Genomic DNA, 16,803 nt, shown 5'->3' with positions numbered 1-16,803 from the left:
GAGGCCGGCGACGGTGAGGGTCTTGGTGTCGGCGACGGTGAGGGTGCCGCCGGTGAGGGTGAGGCCGGTGAGGGTGCCGGTGCCGACGGTGTTGTCGCCGCCGTCGATGCGTAGGCCGGTGCCGGAGGTGGTGGTGGCGGTGCGGGTGCCGCCGGTCCAGGCGGCGGTGCCGGTGACGGTGCTGCCGGTGAGGGTGCGGTTCCAGGCGCCGGTGTCGGGGGTACCGGCGACGCCGCCGCCGCTCATCGACACGGTTCCGCGGACCACGGTCACCGTGCCGGTGTTGGCGAAGGGCACCGAGTCGGCCAGGGTCTGACCGGCCGCGCCGAGGGTCACCGTCGTGCTACCGGCGTTCACCAGACCGTTGGCGCCGCCGCCGAAGTCCGTCATGCCGTTCGCCCCCGTTCCCGTCACCGAGAACGTGGCCCCGCTCGCGTTGACGAACCGGGAGCCGCCGTACTGGCCCCAGCCGCCACACGAGGAGTTCCACGTGAGCGACCCGGAGTTCGTCCATGTCGCCCCCGTGCTCAGGTCCACGTCGCAGGCGGACGACGTGCCGGTGCTCGTGAGCGTGCCGGCGGCCAGCGTGCCGCCGGTCCAGGTCAGCGTGGTGACCGACCACGCGCCGGTGAGGGAGCCGCCGGACACGGTCAGGGCCGTCAGCTGGGTGCCGTCGGGCCCACCCGGATCGGTGACGGTGAACGTCCCCGACGACACCGTGAGCGAACTGCCGGCGACCTGGAAGTACACCGCCCGCACCGTCGCGCCCGCCGACGAGACCACCGCCTTGCGGGCCGCCGTGGCGGACATGCAGGCGACGTCGGTCGAGGTCGGCACGCGCCCGGCGCTGCCCCAGTTCGACGCGGTGTCCCAGTCGGTGCTCGTCGCGCCCGTCCAGGTGATCGAGCACGTGGGCGCTCCACTCGCGGCCGGGGCGGAGGCGAGGGAGAACGCCGCGATCGCGGCCCCGGTCACCCCGGCGCCGAGCAGCAGGGTGGTCAGCAGACGAGGTCGCGACAGTGCGTTCATCCGGGGTCCTTCATCGAGGCGGCGCGTCAGCAGGACGCGAACGGTCCGAGGAAGGTATGCGCCCGGGAAGGCTTCTGTGAAGGCGGCTGCCGGGAACCCGGGCAATAGTCCGGTTGTTCCATGACGGCGGCAGAGACTCGGCGACGTGAACACTCCGGACGCGCGACGACCCGCGGCACGGGGGTCCGTGACGCGGGTCGTCGTGGCGCGATCGTGGTCGGCCGTCACGGTGCAGCGCGGCGGTCGGTCCGACCGGGTGATCGGCGTCCTGGCGTTCGGGTGCCGGTGGGCCGGTGGGTGCGGACCGGGCCTCGGGGGTGCGGCCTGGCTCGCGGGTCGGCGTGACGGCGGTGGAACGGGTCGAGCGGTGGTGCGGGTGGTGAGGGTGGCGCGGTTCGTGCGGGTGGAACGGGTCGGGCAGGTCTCAGGCGCTCTTGCCGGCGATCTGCTCGGTGCGTCCGGCGGCGGCGACGGCGATAAGCGCTTCGCGCTCCTCGACCGACTTGCCGCCCCAGACGCCGTACGGCTCGCGGGTCTGGATCGCCCACGAGAGGCACTGCGCGGTGACCGGGCAGCCCGAGCAGACGGCCTTGGCCGAGCGCTCGCGACGGCGGCGGGACGGGCCCCGCTCGTTGTCCGGGTGGTAGAACGTCGAGGTGTCCATGCCGCGGCATGCGGCCCCGAGCTGCCAGGCCCAGGTCTCCGCTTTCGGTGGCGGCAGGTGACGGACGTCGGCCATGGTGGTTCCTCCCCTTGTGCCTGCGGATTCCGCAGGGCCCCCGTGGCGTGTGGACAGCTGCTCCCTCCACCGGTGCAGCCCCACTCGGCAGCGAGCGGGCGGTCGGGGGAACCGCGTTAGATCGTCGTGAAGTTCGTTGACGATCTTGAGGGATCGATACCCCTGACGCAAGGGTCTTCACGAGGATTTGATAACGAGTTGATCAAGGCGGAGGTCGTTCTGTCCTGATTCGTCCCGACGAGTGATGATCTTGGGTTACCACGGGGGGAGGCGAAAAGCGCGTCAACACGCCTGAGTTTCCTCAGTGGCTGAGCAGGTCTCGGGGAAGGCAGGGCGGAACGCCCGATTCGTGCGCGAGCGGTGCCGGCGGAAGAGGTCCGCGACGGGCGCGATCAGCGACGCAGGACGGCGTCGACGTAGCCGCGCGCGTAGTCCCAGCTGACGTAGTCGGCCGGGTCGGGCGCGAACGCCGGTTCGTGGACGTGGCTCCGGCCCTCGCCGAGCAACGCCTTGAGGTTCTCGGACATGAGGTCCCAGCCGAAGTAGTGCAGATCGCCGCAGTCGTCGCACTCGACGACCAGGCCGCGGACCCCGCGCGGCGAGAGCAGGCGGCGGAACTCGGCGACGGCGTCGAGGTCGGCGAGCAGACCGTCGCGCTCGGCGTCGGTGAGCGGTTCGACCGGTGCACGGTCGTCACCCGGCCCGAAGTGGTCCAACAGCGCGGCGATCGAGGGGTCGTCGGGGTCCTCCAGGAAGGGGTCCCGTGGGCCGTCCACGCTCGTCACGGCGCCCACGGTAGTTCGCTCTCCGGTGATTCGGCCACCATGCGGCGGACGGGGGTGGGTGGAGGAAGGTGGACGGGAGTTGTCGGACACCTGGAGGACACCGATGTCACCTCGCACCAGTCCCGCCCTCGGGAAGCAGATCAGCCGGGCCGACCACGTCGGCAGCCTGCTGCGGCCCGCGGCGCTGCTCGACGCCCGCGCGGCGCACGCCCGCGGCGCGCTCGACGACGACGGGTTGCGCGCCGCGGAGGACGCGGCCGTCGCCGACGTCGTGGCGATGCAACGCGACATCGGCCTGCGCACCGCCACCGACGGCGAGTTCCGGCGCACGTCGTGGCACATGGACTTCATCTACGCCCTGGACGGCATCAGCCGCACCGACGAGCAGATCGATGTTGCATTCCGCAACAGTTCCGGCGACATGAGTTTCACGTCGGCCGCGTTGAAGGTCGACGGCAAGGTCGGTATCGAGAAGCCCGTGTTCGCCGAGGCTTTCTCGTACCTGCAGGGTGTCGTCTCGAGCGACCAGGTCGCCAAGCTGACCATCCCGTCACCGAGCATGGTCCACTACCGCGGCGGACCGGCCGCGCTCGATCCGGCCGTCTACCCCGACGAGGACGAGTTCTGGTCGGACCTCTCGCAGGCGTACGCCGACCAGGTCCGCGGGATCGCGGCGCAGGGGTGCACCTACCTGCAGCTCGACGACACCAGCCTCGCCTACCTCAACGACCCGGCCCAACGGGCGCAGGTCGCGGCGCAGGGCCGCGACGCCGACCACCAGCACGAGCGGTACATCCGGCAGATCAACGCGGCGCTCGCCGACCGGCCCGAGGGGCTGACCGTCACCACCCACATGTGCCGGGGCAACTACCGCTCCTCGTGGGCCGCGGAGGGCGGCTACGACTTCGTCGCCGAGGCCCTGTTCGGTGGGCTCGACGTCGACGGCTTCTTCCTCGAGTTCGACGACGCCCGGTCCGGGGGCTTCGAGCCGCTGCGCTTCGTGCCGGAGGGCAAGGTCGTCGTCCTGGGGTTGGTCACGACCAAGCGGCCCGAGCTCGAGGACGCCGACACCCTGGTCCGGCGCATCGAGGAGGCGTCGCGGTACGTGCCGCTGGAGCAGCTCGCGCTCTCACCGCAGTGCGGGTTCTCCTCCACCGTCGAGGGCAACGCGCTGACCCGCGACGAACAGATCGCGAAACTGGCGCTGGTGGTCGAGGTCGCCGAGCGCGTCTGGGGGTGACGGCCGGGTCACACCGCCGCGCGCCACGGGTCGGACGGGCGCCGCGGCGGCGATACGATGCAGCATGACTTCCCCGGCCGCGGAGCTGCCCGATCCCTTCGTCCGTCTGGGCCTCACCTTCGACGACGTCCTGCTGCTGCCGGACGAGACCGACGTCATCCCGTCGGAGGTCGACACCACCACCCGCCTGACCCGGGAGGTGACCCTCGCGCTGCCGCTCGTCTCGGCCGCGATGGACACCGTCACCGAGGCGCGGATGGCGATCGCGATGGCCCGGCAGGGCGGCCTCGGCGTCCTGCATCGCAACCTGTCGATCGCGGACCAGGCGGGTCAGGTCGACCTGGTCAAGCGCAGCGAGTCGGGGATGGTGAGCAACCCGATCACGGTGGCGCCCGAGGCCACGCTGGCCGAGGTCGACGAACTGTGCGGCCGCTACCGCATCTCCGGTGTGCCGGTGGTCGACGCCCGCGGGGTGCTGGTCGGCATCATCACCAACCGCGACCTGCGGTTCGTCCCGCCGTCGGAGTTCGAGCGGCGCACCGTCCGCGAGGTGATGACCCGCATGCCGCTGGTCACCGCGCCGGTCGGGATCGGCCGTGACGACGCCGCCGCGCTGCTGGCCAAGCACAAGGTCGAGAAGCTGCCGATCGTGGACGCCGAGGACCACCTGCGCGGCCTCATCACGGTGAAGGACTTCACCAAGGCCGAGCAGTTCCCGCTCGCCACCAAGGACGCCGACGGCCGGTTGCGGGTCGCCGCCGCGGTCGGGTTCTGGGGCGACGCCTGGGAGCGTGCCACCGCCCTCATCGACGCCGGGGTCGACGTGCTCGTGCCCGACACCGCGAACGGCCAGGCCCGGCTGATGCTGGAGATGGTCCGCCGCCTCAAGGGCGACCCGGCGCTGCGGCACGTGCAGGTCCTCGCGGGCAACGTCGCCACCCGCGCCGGGGCGCAGGCGCTGGTCGACGCCGGCGCCGACGGCGTGAAGGTCGGCGTCGGGCCGGGCTCCATCTGCACCACGCGCGTCGTCGCGGGGGTCGGCGTCCCGCAGGTCACCGCGATCCACGAGGCGGCCCAGGCGTGCAAGCCCGCAGGCGTCCCGCTCGTGGGCGACGGCGGCCTGCAGTACTCCGGTGACATCGCCAAGGCCATCGTCGCGGGCGCCGACACCGTCATGCTCGGCTCGCTGCTCGCCGGCTGCGACGAGTCGCCCGGCGACCTGGTGTTCGTCAACGGCAAGCAGTTCAAGAGCTACCGCGGCATGGGCTCGCTCGGCGCGATGGCCTCGCGCGGGCGGGTCTCGTACTCCAAGGACCGCTACTTCCAGGCCGACGTCGCCTCCGACGAGGAGATCGTCCCCGAGGGCATCGAGGGTCAGGTGCCCTACCGCGGCCCGGTCGCCGCCGTCGCCCGCCAGCTCGCGGGCGGCCTGCACCAGTCGATGTTCTACGTCGGCGCGCACACGATCCCGGAGCTGCAGAGCCGCGGGAAGTTCATCCGCATCACCGCCGCCGGGCTCACCGAGTCCCACCCCCACGACATCCAGATGACGGTCGAGGCGCCCAACTACTCCGGCCGCTAGACCCACCGCCAAGACCGGCGAGTGGTCACCTCTCCCTCCGAGTGGTCGGGAACTTCTGACCACTGACCGCCCTTCCTGCCCACTCGCCGGGGCCGCTGCGGCAGGATGAGGTCCGTGCCTGACACCGTGGAGATCGGCCTGGGTCGCAGCGTCCGTCGGGGCTACCGCCTCGACGAGGTCGCGCTGGTGCCGACCCGGCGCACGCGCGGGACCTCGAAGGTCTCGATGGAGTGGCAGATCGACGCCCACCAGTTCCGGCTGCCGTTCGTCGCCGCGCCGTCCGACGCCGTCGTGAGCCCCGCGACCGCGGTCGAGATCGAGCGCTGCGGCGGCCTCGCGGTCCTCGACGGCGAGGGTCTCTGGACCCGGTACGACGACCCGACCACCGCGCTCGCGACCATCGCCGACCCCACGACCGAGACCAGCGAGGTGCAGCGGATCTACGCCGCGCCGGTGTCGGCCGACCTGCTGCGGCGGCGGGTGAAGGAACTGCGCGACGCCGACCTTCGGGTCGCGGTGCGGGTGTCCCCGCAGCACGCGGTCGAGCTCGGACCGGTCGCGGTCGAGGCGGGCGTCGACGTGCTCGTCGTGCAGGGCACCGTCATCAGTGCCGAGCACGTCGTCAACGAACGGCACGGCGAGACGCCCCCCGAGGCGCTGAACCTCAAGGAGTTCGTCGCCGACCTCGACATCCCCGTGCTGGTCGGGGGTTGCTCCAACTACCAGACCGCGTTGCACCTCATGCGCAGCGGCGCCGCGGGCGTCATCATCGGCTTCGGCGCCCACTCCGGCGCCCTGACGCCGACCGCGCTCGGCATCGACGTCCCGATGGCCACCGCGATCGTCGACGCCGCCGCCGCCCGCCGTGACTACCTCGACGAGACCGGCGGCCGGTACGTCCACCTCATCGCCTACGGCGACCTCGCCACCGGCGGCGACGTCGCCAAGGCCATTGCGTGCGGCGCCGACGCCGTCATGCTCGGTGAGGCCCTGGCCCACGCGGAGGAGGCGCCCGGGGGCGGGGCCTACTGGGACAGCACCGTCGGTCACCCGCGAGTCCCGCGATCCGCGGTCGTGCCGGCGCGCGCCGGTGTGCGGCCGTCGTTGGAGCAGGTGCTGCGCGGGCCCGCCGAGGACGCCGACGCGACGTCCAACCTGTTCGGTTCGGCGCGGCGGGCGATGGCCAAGTGCGGCTACTCGTCGGTGAAGGAGTTCCAGCGGGCCGAACTCACACTGGTCTCGCCCCGGTCCTGAGCGGGCGGGGTCCGGGACTACCGTCTCCGGGGTGACCGATCGTGCGACCGACACCGCCGAGCTCGACCCCGACGTCGCGCAGTGGCTGCTGCGGATCAGTCCGCGCTCGGCGCCGGTCACGGTCGAGGAAGCCCGGGTGCAGACCCGCGAGAGCAACGCCGCGGCCCTGGCCGCGCTGAACCCTGACCTGACCCCCGCGTCGGAGACCGACGACGTCCTGCCCGGCCCGGCCGGTGACATCCCGGTGCGGGTGCTGCGGCCCGCCCACGACGGCCCGGTTCCGACCGTCGTCTACCTGCACGGCGGCGGCTGGGTCGTCGGCGACCTCGACACCCACCTCGGCCACGCCCGGCGCATCTGCGTGCAGGCGAACGCGGTCGTGGTGTCGGTCGCCTACCGGCTCGCCCCCGAGCACCGCTTCCCGGCCGCGTACGACGACGCCTTCGCTGCCACCGTCGCGGTCTCCGAGCGGCTCGAGCAGTTCGGCGGCAACGACGTGCTGGTGGTGGCCGGTGACAGCGCGGGCGGCCAGCTCGCGGCGTCGGTCGCCATCGGCTTCCGCGACGCCGGCCGGGCCCTGTCGGCGCAGCTGCTGCTCTACCCGGTCACCGACGTCGCGGGCCGCTACGAGGACGTCGACATCAACGCGACGTACATGTCGCGCAACACCGCCCACCAGCGGTTCGGGCTGACGCTGGAGGGCATGCAGGCGTTCGCCCGCCACTACGTCGAGCTCGCCGACTCCGCCGACTGGCGGGTCTCGCCCTACCGGCGGCCCGACCTGCAGGGTGTCGCCCCGGCCGTCATCCACACGTCGTCGTTGGACGTCCTGCGCGGTGAGGGCAACTTCTACGGCGACCGGCTGCGGGCCGCGGGGGTCGAGGTCGTCGCGCGGGAGTTCCCGTCGCTCAACCACTCCTACTTCGGGCTCGGCGGCGTCTCGGCCGTGGCCGACGCCGCAGCGGGTCAGGCGGCCGAGGACCTCCACGAACTGCTGGCACGGACGGGCGCGGAGACCATCGCGGTGTCGGCCCCGGCGAGTTGAGAGGCCGCTAGAGCCAGTCCTTCCGCTTGAACAGCAGGTAGAGCAGGCCCATGGCGACCACGATGATCCCGGTCGAGATCAGGAACCCCGTGGTGGTGCCGAAGTCGGGGTACTTGACGTTCTGGCCGTAGAAGCCGGTGATCGCCGTGGGCACGGCGATGATCGCCGCCCACGAGGTCAACTTCTTCATGACGACGTTGAGGCGGGCGTCCTGCAGCGACATGTTCGAGCTGAACACGTTGTTGAGCAGGTCGCGGGCCTGGTCGGTCCACTCGACCACCCGCGCCACGTGGTCGTCGAGGTCGGCCCAGTAGGACTCCATCGTCGGGTGGCGTGCTCCCCGGACCCGGTGCAGCGAGCTCACCATCTGTGCCTGCGGTGAGACCACCCGGCGCAACGCCACGATGCTGCGGCGCAGGTCGAACTGCAGCTTGCGTTCCGGCAGGGTCTCGGGCTTGCCGTCGAACAGTTGGCTCTCGAGGGTGTCGATGCGGTCCTCGATGTCCTGCACGGTGTCGAACTGGCCGTCCACCACGTGGTCGAGCAGGCCGTAGAGCAGCACGTCGACGCCGTTGTCGGCGATGAGCGCACCCAGGTCGTCCCACCGTTTGACGACGTCCTCGAAGCCGCGCCAGTCGCCGTCGTGCACGGTGATCAGCGCCTTCTCGAGCACGAAGGCCGAGATGCGGCAGGTCTCGACCTCGTCGCCGGCCAACGACGTCGCGTAGACGGTGACGAACGAGTAGCGGCCGTACCCGGTGACCTTCGGGCGTTCGTCGGCCGCGACGGCGTCCTCGACCGAGTTGGGGTCGAGCGAGATCTCCTCGGCGAGCTTGGCCAGCATGGCGTGGTCGGGCGAGGTGAGGTCGACCCACACCAACTTGCCCGGCATCTCCAGGTGGTCCGAGACCCGCTCGATCGAGAAGTGGTGGTCGACGACCTGCCCGTCCTTCCACACCCGGGTGCGCACGCCCGGGTCGCGGTTCTCCTCGTGGGCCACCGGGTCGACGGTGTCGGTCGTCACCGGCTCAGTGTGCGCTCCGTAGACTTCCGACGTGGCACCCGACACCGGCTCGCAGCGGCACGACCTCGTCCTGGTGGTCGACTACGGGGCGCAGTACGCGCAACTGATCGCCCGCCGCGTGCGGGAGGCCAACGTCTACTCCGAGATCGTCCCCCACGACACCGACCCGGCCGAGATCCTCGCCCGCAAGCCCGCGGCGATCATCCTCTCGGGTGGCCCGTCGTCGGTGTACGCCGAGAGCGCGCCGCAGACCCCGGCCCGGTTGTTCGACGGCGAGGTGCCGGTGTTCGGCATCTGCTACGGCTTCCAGGCCATGACCGCGGCACTCGGGGGCACCGTCGCCCACACCGGTGACCGGGAGTACGGCCGCACGTCGCTGACCGTCGCCGAGCCCGGCGTGCTGTTCCGCGACACCCCGGTCTCCCAGCAGGTGTGGATGAGCCACGGCGACACCGTGACCCAGGCGCCCGAGGGTTTCCTGGTCACGGCCTCGACCGCGACCACGCCGGTCGCGGCGTTCGAGTCCGTCGACCGCGGGTTCGCCGGCGTCCAGTTCCACCCGGAAGTGTTGCACACTGCACACGGCCAGAAGATGCTCGAGCACTTCCTCTACGACATCGCGGGCATCGAGCCGCGGTGGACCGACGCCGACATCATCGAGGAGCAGGTCGCGGCCGTCCGCGCTCAGGTCGGCGACAAGCGCGTGCTGTGCGGGCTGTCGGGCGGGGTCGACTCCTCGGTCGCCGCAGCCCTGGTCCAGCGCGCGGTCGGCGACCAGTTGACCTGTGTCTTCGTCGACCACGGCCTGCTGCGTGAGGGTGAGGCCGAGCAGGTCGAACGCGATTTCGTCGACAGCACCGGCGTGAACCTCGTCGTGGTCGACGCCGCGGCGACGTTCCTCGAAGCCCTCGCCGGGGTGACCGACCCCGAGGAGAAGCGCAAGATCATCGGCCGCGAGTTCATCCGCGCGTTCGAACGCGCCGCCCGTGAGATCTCGGCCGAGGGCGACCCGATCGAGTTCCTGGTGCAGGGCACGCTCTACCCCGACGTCGTGGAGTCCGGCGGTGGTTCGGGTGCGGCCAACATCAAGAGCCACCACAACGTCGGTGGTCTGCCCGACGACCTGCAGTTCGGGCTGGTCGAACCGCTGCGCGCGCTGTTCAAGGACGAGGTGCGCCGGGTCGGTGAGCAGCTCGGCGTGCCCGAGGCGATCGTCTGGCGCCAGCCGTTCCCCGGCCCCGGCCTCGGCATCCGGATCATCGGCGAGGTCACCGCCCCGCGCCTGGAGATCCTCCGCCGCGCCGACGCCATCGCCCGCGCCGAGTTGTCCCGCGCCGGCCTGGACCGCGAGATCTGGCAGTGCCCGGTGGTGCTGCTGGCCGACGTCCGCTCCGTCGGCGTCCAGGGCGACGGCCGCACCTACGGCCACCCGGTCGTGCTGCGACCGGTGTCGTCGGAGGACGCCATGACCGCCGACTGGACCCGCGTCCCCTACGACGTCCTGGAGACGATCTCGACCCGCATCACCAACGAGGTCGCCGAGGTCAACCGGGTCGTTCTCGACGTCACCAGCAAGCCGCCGGGCACGATCGAGTGGGAGTGAGCGGGCTCAGCCGCTGACGGGGCGCAGGTAGGCGCGTTCGTCGGCGAAGGCCTGGAAACCCAGCCGCCGCAGGATGGGCGCGGATGTCGTGACCTTGCCCTTCACCAGACCCGTCGTGGCGCCGCGCTCCCGGGCGACGCGCAGCCGCTCGGCCAGCACCGCCCGGTAGGCACCCCGGCCGCGGTGCCCGGGCAACGTGACGCCCGCCCAGAGCCGCGCGACGTCGCCGGCCAGGGTCATGCCGCCGGTCGCGACCGGGGTGCCGTCCGCGCGGGCGACGAACCGCAGCCCGGTGCCGTCGGCGGTCTCCGCCAGCCACCGGTCGAGGTCGTCCTCGGGGGCGACGGGCGTGCCCCACCCCTCGGCGTTGACCCGGGCGAAGTCCCGGAGGCTGTCGCGGTCGGTCGCGAGCGCGGCGGTGGTGCCGTCGGGGACGTCGAAGGCCGGCACCGGTCCGGTGAGGTCGAGCGCGAGGACCGTGACGGTCTCGGTCAGCTCGGCGCCGGCGTCCTGCAGGTGGGACTCGAGCTCGGCGGGGGTCGTCCCCTCGTCGATCCACCACGCGACGTCGGGGCGTCCCCAGGCGCGGACGACCGCGTCCACGTCCGCGATCAGCTCGGACGGCGCCCGCTGCGACCGGATCCGTGTGGCCCACGTCGGCGGGTCCCACGACTCGGGGTACCCGACGACCGCGACCTCGGGCGTCACGTGGGAGGGCGCGCCGTCGGGGAGGTACAACCAGTCGGCAGCAGCGGCGACGACGCGGGCGTTCCAGTCGGACACCCGAGGCAAGCTAGCGCACGCGCAGCCAGGTCGACGAGGGGAAGTGGCCGTCGGGACCCGCGTAGAGGCCACGGTCCATCGGGCGCGGCCGGTACTCGGGGAACACCGACCCGATGACGTCGGGGCGGTCGTGGTGCAGTGCCGACTGCGAGGCGAGGACCTCGAAGCGGTCGGAGTGGGCCAGCAGGGCCGCGAGCAGTGTCGTCTCCTGCCAGTCGAACATCGAGGCGTAGACGTCGGGGGCGTAGAGGTACGGCAGCGTGATGTCGTGGATGTGGACGACCACGCCCGACGGCAGGCGCGGCAGCAGCTCGAGGTAGAGGTGGGGCAGCTCCGAGCCGGTGCGCACCACGTGGGTGGAGTCGATGAACACCAGGTCGCCGGGGCCCAGGCGGTCGACGTGGTGACCGACCGCCGTGCCCCCGGTGGCCTCGGCCGAGACGAACGGCAGGTGCGCCACCCGCCCGGCCGTGTACGGGTCGCACGCCACGATCTTGGTCTCCGGACGCCCCTCGGTGACCGACCGCGCGACGGCGTCGGACATCACCGCGGTGGAGCTGCCGCTGCCGATCTCCACGATCTGCGACGGCGTGTGGCGGCGGATCCAGGCGTGGAGGAACTGGGCCTCGATCTCGCCGTACCGCATCCCGCCCACACCCTCGGCGAGTCGGGCCAGCCGGGCCAGCGGCAGTTCGCCGCCGTGCTCGGCGGCGGTGTCGACGAACCACGCCGCCTGGGCGTCGAGATCCCACGGGAACGGCATCGGCTCCAGCGGATGACGCCACGAGTCCTCGTCCCGGCGCAGGGCCGCGCGGTGGGGGACCGAGGAGTAGTAGTGCGCGGGGAGCACGTGCACGCCCAGACGGTCGCCGGCACGGAACACCGCGCCGGCGACGCGCTTCTGCGCCTCGCGTCGAAGGGACATGCGCCCATTGGTGGGGACGCGTCCCCACCACGCAACTCGGGCCCCGACCTCTCCTGACGTGGAGGTCCTGCCCCCTCACCTCTCGGCGGCTGCGAGACCGCCGCGGCTCACCGCACGACGATGTCGTGCAGACCCTCGTACTCGACCAGCGCGGGCTCGGTCAGCGAGCGGACGTCGTCCGGTGTGACACCGGGCGCGGTCTCCATCAGCACCAGGCCGTCGGGGGTGACGTCGATGACCGCGAGGTCGGTGATGATCCGTTCCACGCACGACTTGCCGGTCAGTGGCAGGGTGCAACGGTCCAGGATCTTCGGGCTGCCGTCCTTCGCCGTGTGCTCCATGACCACGATGACCTTGCCGGCGCCGTGCACCAGGTCCATCGCACCGCCCATGCCCTTGATCATCTTGCCGGGCACGGTCCAGTTCGCGAGGTCGCCCTCGACCGAGACCTGCATCCCGCCGAGCACCGCGATGTCGACGTGGCCACCGCGGATCATCCCGAAACTCGCGGCGGAATCGAAGAACGAGGCGCCGGGCAGGACCGTGATGGTCTCCTTGCCGGCGTTGATGAGATCGGCGTCGATCTCGTCGTCGGTCGGGTACGGACCGACGCCGAGAACGCCGTTCTCGGAGTGGAGCACGACCTCGACGCCGGGTCGGATGTAGTTGGGCACGAGGGTCGGCAACCCGATACCGAGGTTGACGTAGGACCCGTCGAGCAGTTCGTCGGCCACCCGGGCCGCCATCTGCTGCCGGGTGAGTCGGGGGAGCGCTGTCGAAGTCGTCACTGCCGCACCGTCCGTCGCTCGATCTTCTTGCCCTCGGTGCCGACCTCGACCACGCGGTCGACGAAGATGCCCGGGGTGTGGACCAGGTCGGGGTCGATCGCGCCGGGTTCGACCAGTTCCTCGACCTCGGCGATGGTGATGCGGCCGGCGCCGGCGACCAGCGGGTTGAAGTTGCGGGCCGTCTTGTCGAACACCAGGTTGCCGTGGCGGTCGCCCTTCGCCGCCCGCACCAACGCGAAGTCGGTGACGATGGCGTGCTCGAGCACGTACTCCTTGTCGGCGAACAACGCCTGCCCGGCGCCGTCGAAGTCGGGGAAGGCGCGGGTCTCCTTCTCCGGTGACGCGACCGCCACGCTGCCGTCGGCCGCGTAGCGCCACGGCAGGCCGCCGTCGGCGACGAGCGTGCCGACGCCCGCCGGTGTGAAGAACCCGGGGATCCCCGCGCCGCCCGCGCGCAGTCGCTCCGCGAGCGTGCCCTGCGGGCACAGTTCCAGTTCCAGTTCACCCGCGAGGTACTGCCGGGCGAACTCCTTGTTCTCGCCGACGTACGAGCCGGTCGTCCGTGCGATCCGGCCCGCGAACAGCAGCTTGCCGAGGCCCTCGCCGTCGACCCCGCAGTTGTTGGAGACCGTCTGCAGGTCGGTCGCCCCCTGGGCGAACAGCGCGTCGATGAGCACGAACGGGATGCCGCACAGGCCGAACCCGCCCACGCCGATCGACGCGCCGTCGCCGATGTCCGCGACAGCCTCGGCCGCCGTCCCCACCGTCTTGTCCACGGAACAGGACACTAGGACCGCAGGCACCGAAACCCAAGCATCGGGGTCGCGCCGCCCACGAACACCCGATTCTGCAACGGTTTCCGTGTCAGTCGCGCCGACCCTGGACCGGAGTGGTCGCGGCCGCTAGTGTCCCCCTGGCAGTAGTCAGGTAGCTAACGCCTACACGAGGAACCGGTGGGGTCGACGACGGTGCGGCGGGAAGGGGACGGTGGGCTCCCACCGGATACCCTCGACCCCTCACGACGACGTCTGGGGTGGTCGCACGATGGCAAGTCTCGACAAGGTGGTGGAACGCCTCGGGGAACTGGGGATGTCCGCCTACGAGGCCAAGGCCTATCTCGCGCTGGTGTCGGCGGGCAAGCCGCTGAACGGGTACGAGGTCGCGAAGAACTCCGGCGTGCCCCGGAGCACCGTCTACGAGACGCTGGGCAAGCTCGTCGCGCGCGGAGCGGCGTTCGAGGCACGGACCGCCACCGACTCGGTCTCCTACCTGCCGCTCCCGACCTCGTCGCTGCTGGACCGGATGAGCCGCGACTTCGAGGACTCTCTCACCGCGCTCCGGCACGATCTGCCGTCGATCGCCGCACCGCAGCAGGCCCACCTGCTGCACAACCTCACCGACTACGACGCGCTCATGGAGCGGTGCGCCGACGTCATCCGCGAGTCACGCCGCGAACTGTTCGTGTCGATCTGGCCGGAGGAACGCGAGCGGCTCGGCCCGTTGCTGCGCGAGGCGGAGGACCGGGGGGTCGACGTCACCGTCCTGGTCTTCGGCGACGACTCCGAACCCATCGGACACACGTACCGGCACGACCACTCACCGCCGGAGTTCGTCCTGGACTACCTGGGCTACCGCCTGTTCGTCATCTCCGGCGACAACCGACAGTCGGTCATCGGCGGGGCCCAGGGAACCGACGGCTGGGGCGTCTACACCGACAACCCCGCCGTGGTGCTGCTGTCGATCGAGTACGTGCGTCACGACATCGCGATGCAACTGCTCGGCGCGCAGTTCGGCGCGACGCAGGTCACCGAGTACGTCCGCTCCAACCCGGAGTTCGTCCACCTGCGGGCGGCCCGTGCCATCAAGGCGTCACGGCTCTCGGGGCAACAGGACGAAGCGCCCGCTCCCGGGCGGGCCGCACGCAAGACCACCCGGTCGCGGCGCAGCGCGAGCTAGTCCCGCGCCCGCCGTCGACCCCGAGGAGGGGAGAGCGGCGATGAGGTCGCTCGAGGGCATGTCGGTCCTGGTCACGGGCGGGGGCTCAGGCCTCGGCGAGGCGGTGGCCCGCCACTTCGTGGCCCGCGGCGCGAGGGTCACGATCTCCGGGCGCCGCGCCGCGAAGATCGACGCCGTGGCGCACTCCCTCGGCGACGCCTGCCGGGCCGTGACCGGTGACGTCGCCGTGCCGGCCGACCGCGCGCGGATGGTCGACGCGGCCGTCGAGCACGGCGGTGGCCTGGAGACGCTCGTCAACGCCGCCGGCAACATGTACCGCACGGCCATCGCCGATCTCGATGAGGAGCAGTTCCTCGACCTGTTCCACACGAACGTCGTCGGACCGAGCCGGCTCACGGCCGACGCGTTGCCGCACCTCACCGCCGCCCGGGGCAACGTCGTGTTCTTCGGGTCCGTGCACACCCAGCGGGCGTTCCCCGGAGCGTCGCCGTACGCGGCCACCAAGGGGGCGTTGGAGACGCTGACCGGCGTGCTCGCCGCCGAACTGGGCCCAGCCGGTGTGCGGGTCAACGCCATCCGCCCGGGAGGCGTCCCGACCGAGATCAACCAGCGCGCCGGGCTCGGCACCGACGAGGAGAGCCTGGCCCGGCTCAACAGCCTGGCCTCGGCGCACGCCCTCGGCCGCATCGGCACGCCCGAGGAGATCGCTGAGGGTGTCGCGTACCTGGCCGCGGCCGAGTGGGTCACCGGCATCGTGCTCGGCGTCGACGGCGGCATGTCGCTCGGCGTGACGAACGCGTGACGAGCCCGCTCTACCTCGCGGCCGGGACGGTGCTCGACGCGCCACCGGAGGTCCAGATCCGGGCCGCTGCGGCCGCAGGCTTCGACGGCTGCGGGCTTCGCCTCGACGCCGGGTCGACCGACGCCGCCACCGTCGCGCGGCTGGCGAAGACCGCGGCCCGGGAGGGCGTCCGGATCCTCGACGTCGAGGTGGTGCGGCTGACCGGCCGCGCGCCGAGCGCCGCCGACCGACGTCTCGTCGAGATCGGCGCCGAGCTCGGCGCGCAGTGGGTCCTCACCGTGAGCCAGGTGGAGGAGATCGGCGACCGCCTGCGCGGCCTCGAGGCGCTCACCGATGTCGCAGGACGCAACGGTCTCCGGGTCGCCCTGGAGTTCATGGCGTTCACGGCGGTGACCGACCTCGCCGCCGCGCTCCAGCTGTGGTCGTTGATCGGAGCACCGGTGGGAGTGCTGGTGGACGGGCTGCACCTGCACCGCACGGGCGGCACCGCGACGCAGGTCGCCACCATGCCGCCTGGGTCGCTCGCCTACCTGCAGGTGTGCGACGTGGCCGGCGGCCCCGCTCCGGTCGGCGCCGTGGCGCTCGCCGACGAAGCCCGCCACCACCGGATGATGCCGGGTACGGGTGTCATCGACCAGGCCGCGTTGGTCGCGGCCCTGCCCGAAGGCACGCCGGTGACGGTCGAGGTCCAGAACGACGACCTGGCCCAGCGGCTGACGGCCGCCGAGCGTGCCCGTGTGGCCCACGCCGCGGCCACCCGCTTCGTCAGCCGCTGACGGGTTCGCCCCGCGGTACCCACGCCCACGGCACTCCGGGGAAACCCACGATGCCGGACGCCTGCACGGTACGGCGGCTGATGCGCCAGCCGGCGGGCGTCCGGCGCAGGTCGTCGAGGTAACGCAGTCGCACCTCCGACACCGTCTCGTCGCGCTCCAGGTGCCAGGCCGTCACGTACGTGACGACGTGTGCGGTGTCGCCGTCGAGGTCGACGACGCTCTGACCCAGCTGGTGGTGGGTCCGACGGAACTGCGCCTGGCCCTCGGCGATCCGGGCCGTGACCGCGGCGCGGCCGGAGCGCGGGCCACCGCGGCCGGGTCCGTAGTCGACCTCGCAGTCCTCGGTGAACACCGCGTCGAGGGCCGCGATGTCGTACTCGTCGACACGCAGGCAGAACTCGGCGAGGATGCGGGCGATGTCGGAACGCGCGGTGAGGGCCTCGACCTGCGCGACGAGGTCGGTCACCGGTCG

At 71.9% G+C, this 16,803-nt stretch carries 16 protein-coding genes and 1 pseudogene; 8 read left to right on the top strand and 9 right to left on the bottom strand.

Annotated elements, in window-relative coordinates:
- From ACXR2U_RS16235 to ACXR2U_RS16225, 3 genes and pseudogenes are all read right to left on the bottom strand, one after another.
- Positions 1-1,029, bottom strand: a pseudogene (locus ACXR2U_RS16235) (hypothetical protein); the annotation flags it as partial.
- A 424-nt stretch (positions 1,030-1,453) separates the two neighbouring features.
- Positions 1,454-1,768 (bottom strand): WhiB family transcriptional regulator, encoded by a 315-nt coding sequence (locus ACXR2U_RS16230; protein WP_458826107.1) that lies wholly within the window; start codon positions 1,766-1,768, stop codon positions 1,454-1,456.
- A 392-nt stretch (positions 1,769-2,160) separates the two neighbouring features.
- On the bottom strand, positions 2,161-2,553 hold the full coding sequence (locus tag ACXR2U_RS16225; RefSeq protein WP_458826106.1) for a DUF5319 family protein: 393 nt from the start codon (positions 2,551-2,553) through the stop codon (positions 2,161-2,163).
- A gap of 103 nt (positions 2,554-2,656) precedes the next feature.
- Between ACXR2U_RS16225 and ACXR2U_RS16220 the strand changes: the two genes are divergently transcribed.
- From ACXR2U_RS16220 to ACXR2U_RS16205, 4 genes are all read left to right on the top strand, one after another.
- Positions 2,657-3,793 carry a 5-methyltetrahydropteroyltriglutamate--homocysteine S-methyltransferase gene (locus ACXR2U_RS16220; RefSeq protein WP_458826105.1) on the top strand — a complete coding sequence of 379 codons (1,137 nt, stop codon included), beginning with the start codon at positions 2,657-2,659 and terminating at the stop codon, positions 3,791-3,793.
- A 64-nt stretch (positions 3,794-3,857) separates the two neighbouring features.
- Positions 3,858-5,375, top strand: coding sequence for an IMP dehydrogenase (guaB, locus tag ACXR2U_RS16215; protein ID WP_458826104.1), 1,518 nt, complete (start codon positions 3,858-3,860; stop codon positions 5,373-5,375).
- Positions 5,376-5,489: 114 nt separating this feature from the next.
- Positions 5,490-6,629, top strand: a complete 1,140-nt coding sequence (locus tag ACXR2U_RS16210) for a GuaB3 family IMP dehydrogenase-related protein (RefSeq protein WP_458826103.1) — start codon at positions 5,490-5,492, stop codon at positions 6,627-6,629.
- Positions 6,630-6,660: 31 nt separating this feature from the next.
- Positions 6,661-7,674, top strand: a complete 1,014-nt coding sequence (locus ACXR2U_RS16205) for an alpha/beta hydrolase (RefSeq protein ID WP_458826102.1) — start codon at positions 6,661-6,663, stop codon at positions 7,672-7,674.
- A 7-nt stretch (positions 7,675-7,681) separates the two neighbouring features.
- On the opposite strand, the gene ACXR2U_RS16200 is transcribed toward ACXR2U_RS16205, so the two are convergent.
- Positions 7,682-8,698, bottom strand: coding sequence for a magnesium transporter CorA family protein (locus ACXR2U_RS16200; RefSeq protein ID WP_458826101.1), 1,017 nt, complete (start codon positions 8,696-8,698; stop codon positions 7,682-7,684).
- 31 nt (positions 8,699-8,729) lie between these two features.
- Here ACXR2U_RS16200 and guaA point away from each other — a divergent pair, with 31 nt between their 5' ends.
- Positions 8,730-10,301, top strand: a complete 1,572-nt coding sequence (gene guaA, locus ACXR2U_RS16195) for a glutamine-hydrolyzing GMP synthase (protein WP_458826100.1) — start codon at positions 8,730-8,732, stop codon at positions 10,299-10,301.
- Positions 10,302-10,307: 6 nt separating this feature from the next.
- Here guaA and ACXR2U_RS16190 read toward each other — a convergent pair whose 3' ends face one another.
- The 4 genes from ACXR2U_RS16190 to ACXR2U_RS16175 all read right to left on the bottom strand — a co-directional run bounded on the left by ACXR2U_RS16190 (position 10,308) and on the right by ACXR2U_RS16175 (position 13,573).
- Positions 10,308-11,084 (bottom strand): GNAT family N-acetyltransferase, encoded by a 777-nt coding sequence (locus ACXR2U_RS16190; RefSeq protein WP_458826099.1) that lies wholly within the window; start codon positions 11,082-11,084, stop codon positions 10,308-10,310.
- A gap of 10 nt (positions 11,085-11,094) precedes the next feature.
- The gene (locus ACXR2U_RS16185; protein ID WP_458826098.1) at positions 11,095-12,009 is read right to left on the bottom strand and encodes a class I SAM-dependent methyltransferase; all 915 of its coding nucleotides are present in this window, start codon (positions 12,007-12,009) and stop codon (positions 11,095-11,097) included.
- Positions 12,010-12,116: 107 nt separating this feature from the next.
- Positions 12,117-12,755, bottom strand: a complete 639-nt coding sequence (locus ACXR2U_RS16180; protein WP_458826111.1) for a 3-oxoacid CoA-transferase subunit B — start codon at positions 12,753-12,755, stop codon at positions 12,117-12,119.
- 38 nt (positions 12,756-12,793) lie between these two features.
- Positions 12,794-13,573, bottom strand: coding sequence for a CoA transferase subunit A (locus tag ACXR2U_RS16175; RefSeq protein WP_458826097.1), 780 nt, complete (start codon positions 13,571-13,573; stop codon positions 12,794-12,796).
- Positions 13,574-13,841: 268 nt separating this feature from the next.
- Here ACXR2U_RS16175 and ACXR2U_RS16170 point away from each other — a divergent pair, with 268 nt between their 5' ends.
- Genes ACXR2U_RS16170 through ACXR2U_RS16160 form a run of 3 tightly spaced genes read left to right on the top strand, consistent with a single transcriptional unit; the run spans position 13,842 to position 16,331 of the window.
- Complete coding sequence (locus ACXR2U_RS16170) at positions 13,842-14,753, top strand: TrmB family transcriptional regulator (RefSeq protein WP_458826096.1); 912 nt, start codon at positions 13,842-13,844, stop codon at positions 14,751-14,753.
- A 40-nt stretch (positions 14,754-14,793) separates the two neighbouring features.
- Positions 14,794-15,555, top strand: a complete 762-nt coding sequence (locus ACXR2U_RS16165; protein ID WP_458826095.1) for an SDR family NAD(P)-dependent oxidoreductase — start codon at positions 14,794-14,796, stop codon at positions 15,553-15,555.
- Positions 15,552-16,331, top strand: a complete 780-nt coding sequence (locus ACXR2U_RS16160; RefSeq protein WP_458826094.1) for a sugar phosphate isomerase/epimerase family protein — start codon at positions 15,552-15,554, stop codon at positions 16,329-16,331. The genes ACXR2U_RS16165 and ACXR2U_RS16160 overlap by 4 nt, the downstream gene beginning before the upstream one ends.
- Here ACXR2U_RS16160 and ACXR2U_RS16155 read toward each other — a convergent pair.
- Positions 16,321-16,797, bottom strand: coding sequence for a nuclear transport factor 2 family protein (locus ACXR2U_RS16155; protein WP_458826093.1), 477 nt, complete (start codon positions 16,795-16,797; stop codon positions 16,321-16,323). The genes ACXR2U_RS16160 and ACXR2U_RS16155 overlap by 11 nt on opposite strands.
- Between the last annotated feature and the right edge of the window lie 6 nt (positions 16,798-16,803).

The organism is Jatrophihabitans sp. YIM 134969, from assembly GCF_054456675.1.
The sequence above is the reverse complement of the archived record's forward strand: the minus strand, read 5'-3'. Positions and strand labels throughout refer to the sequence as shown.

Bases quoted from the DNA above. Each gene is read 5' to 3' on its own strand.
- ACXR2U_RS16230 (WP_458826107.1), bottom strand. From the start codon at position 1,768: ATGGCCGACGTCCGTCACCTGCCGCCACCGAAAGCGGAGACCTGGGCC.
- ACXR2U_RS16220 (WP_458826105.1), top strand. From the start codon at position 2,657: ATGTCACCTCGCACCAGTCCCGCCCTCGGGAAGCAGATCAGCCGGGCC.
- guaB (WP_458826104.1), top strand. From the start codon at position 3,858: ATGACTTCCCCGGCCGCGGAGCTGCCCGATCCCTTCGTCCGTCTGGGC.
- ACXR2U_RS16185 (WP_458826098.1), bottom strand. From the start codon at position 12,009: ATGTCCCTTCGACGCGAGGCGCAGAAGCGCGTCGCCGGCGCGGTGTTC.
- ACXR2U_RS16180 (WP_458826111.1), bottom strand. From the start codon at position 12,755: ATGGCGGCCCGGGTGGCCGACGAACTGCTCGACGGGTCCTACGTCAAC.
- ACXR2U_RS16170 (WP_458826096.1), top strand. From the start codon at position 13,842: ATGGCAAGTCTCGACAAGGTGGTGGAACGCCTCGGGGAACTGGGGATG.
- ACXR2U_RS16165 (WP_458826095.1), top strand. From the start codon at position 14,794: ATGAGGTCGCTCGAGGGCATGTCGGTCCTGGTCACGGGCGGGGGCTCA.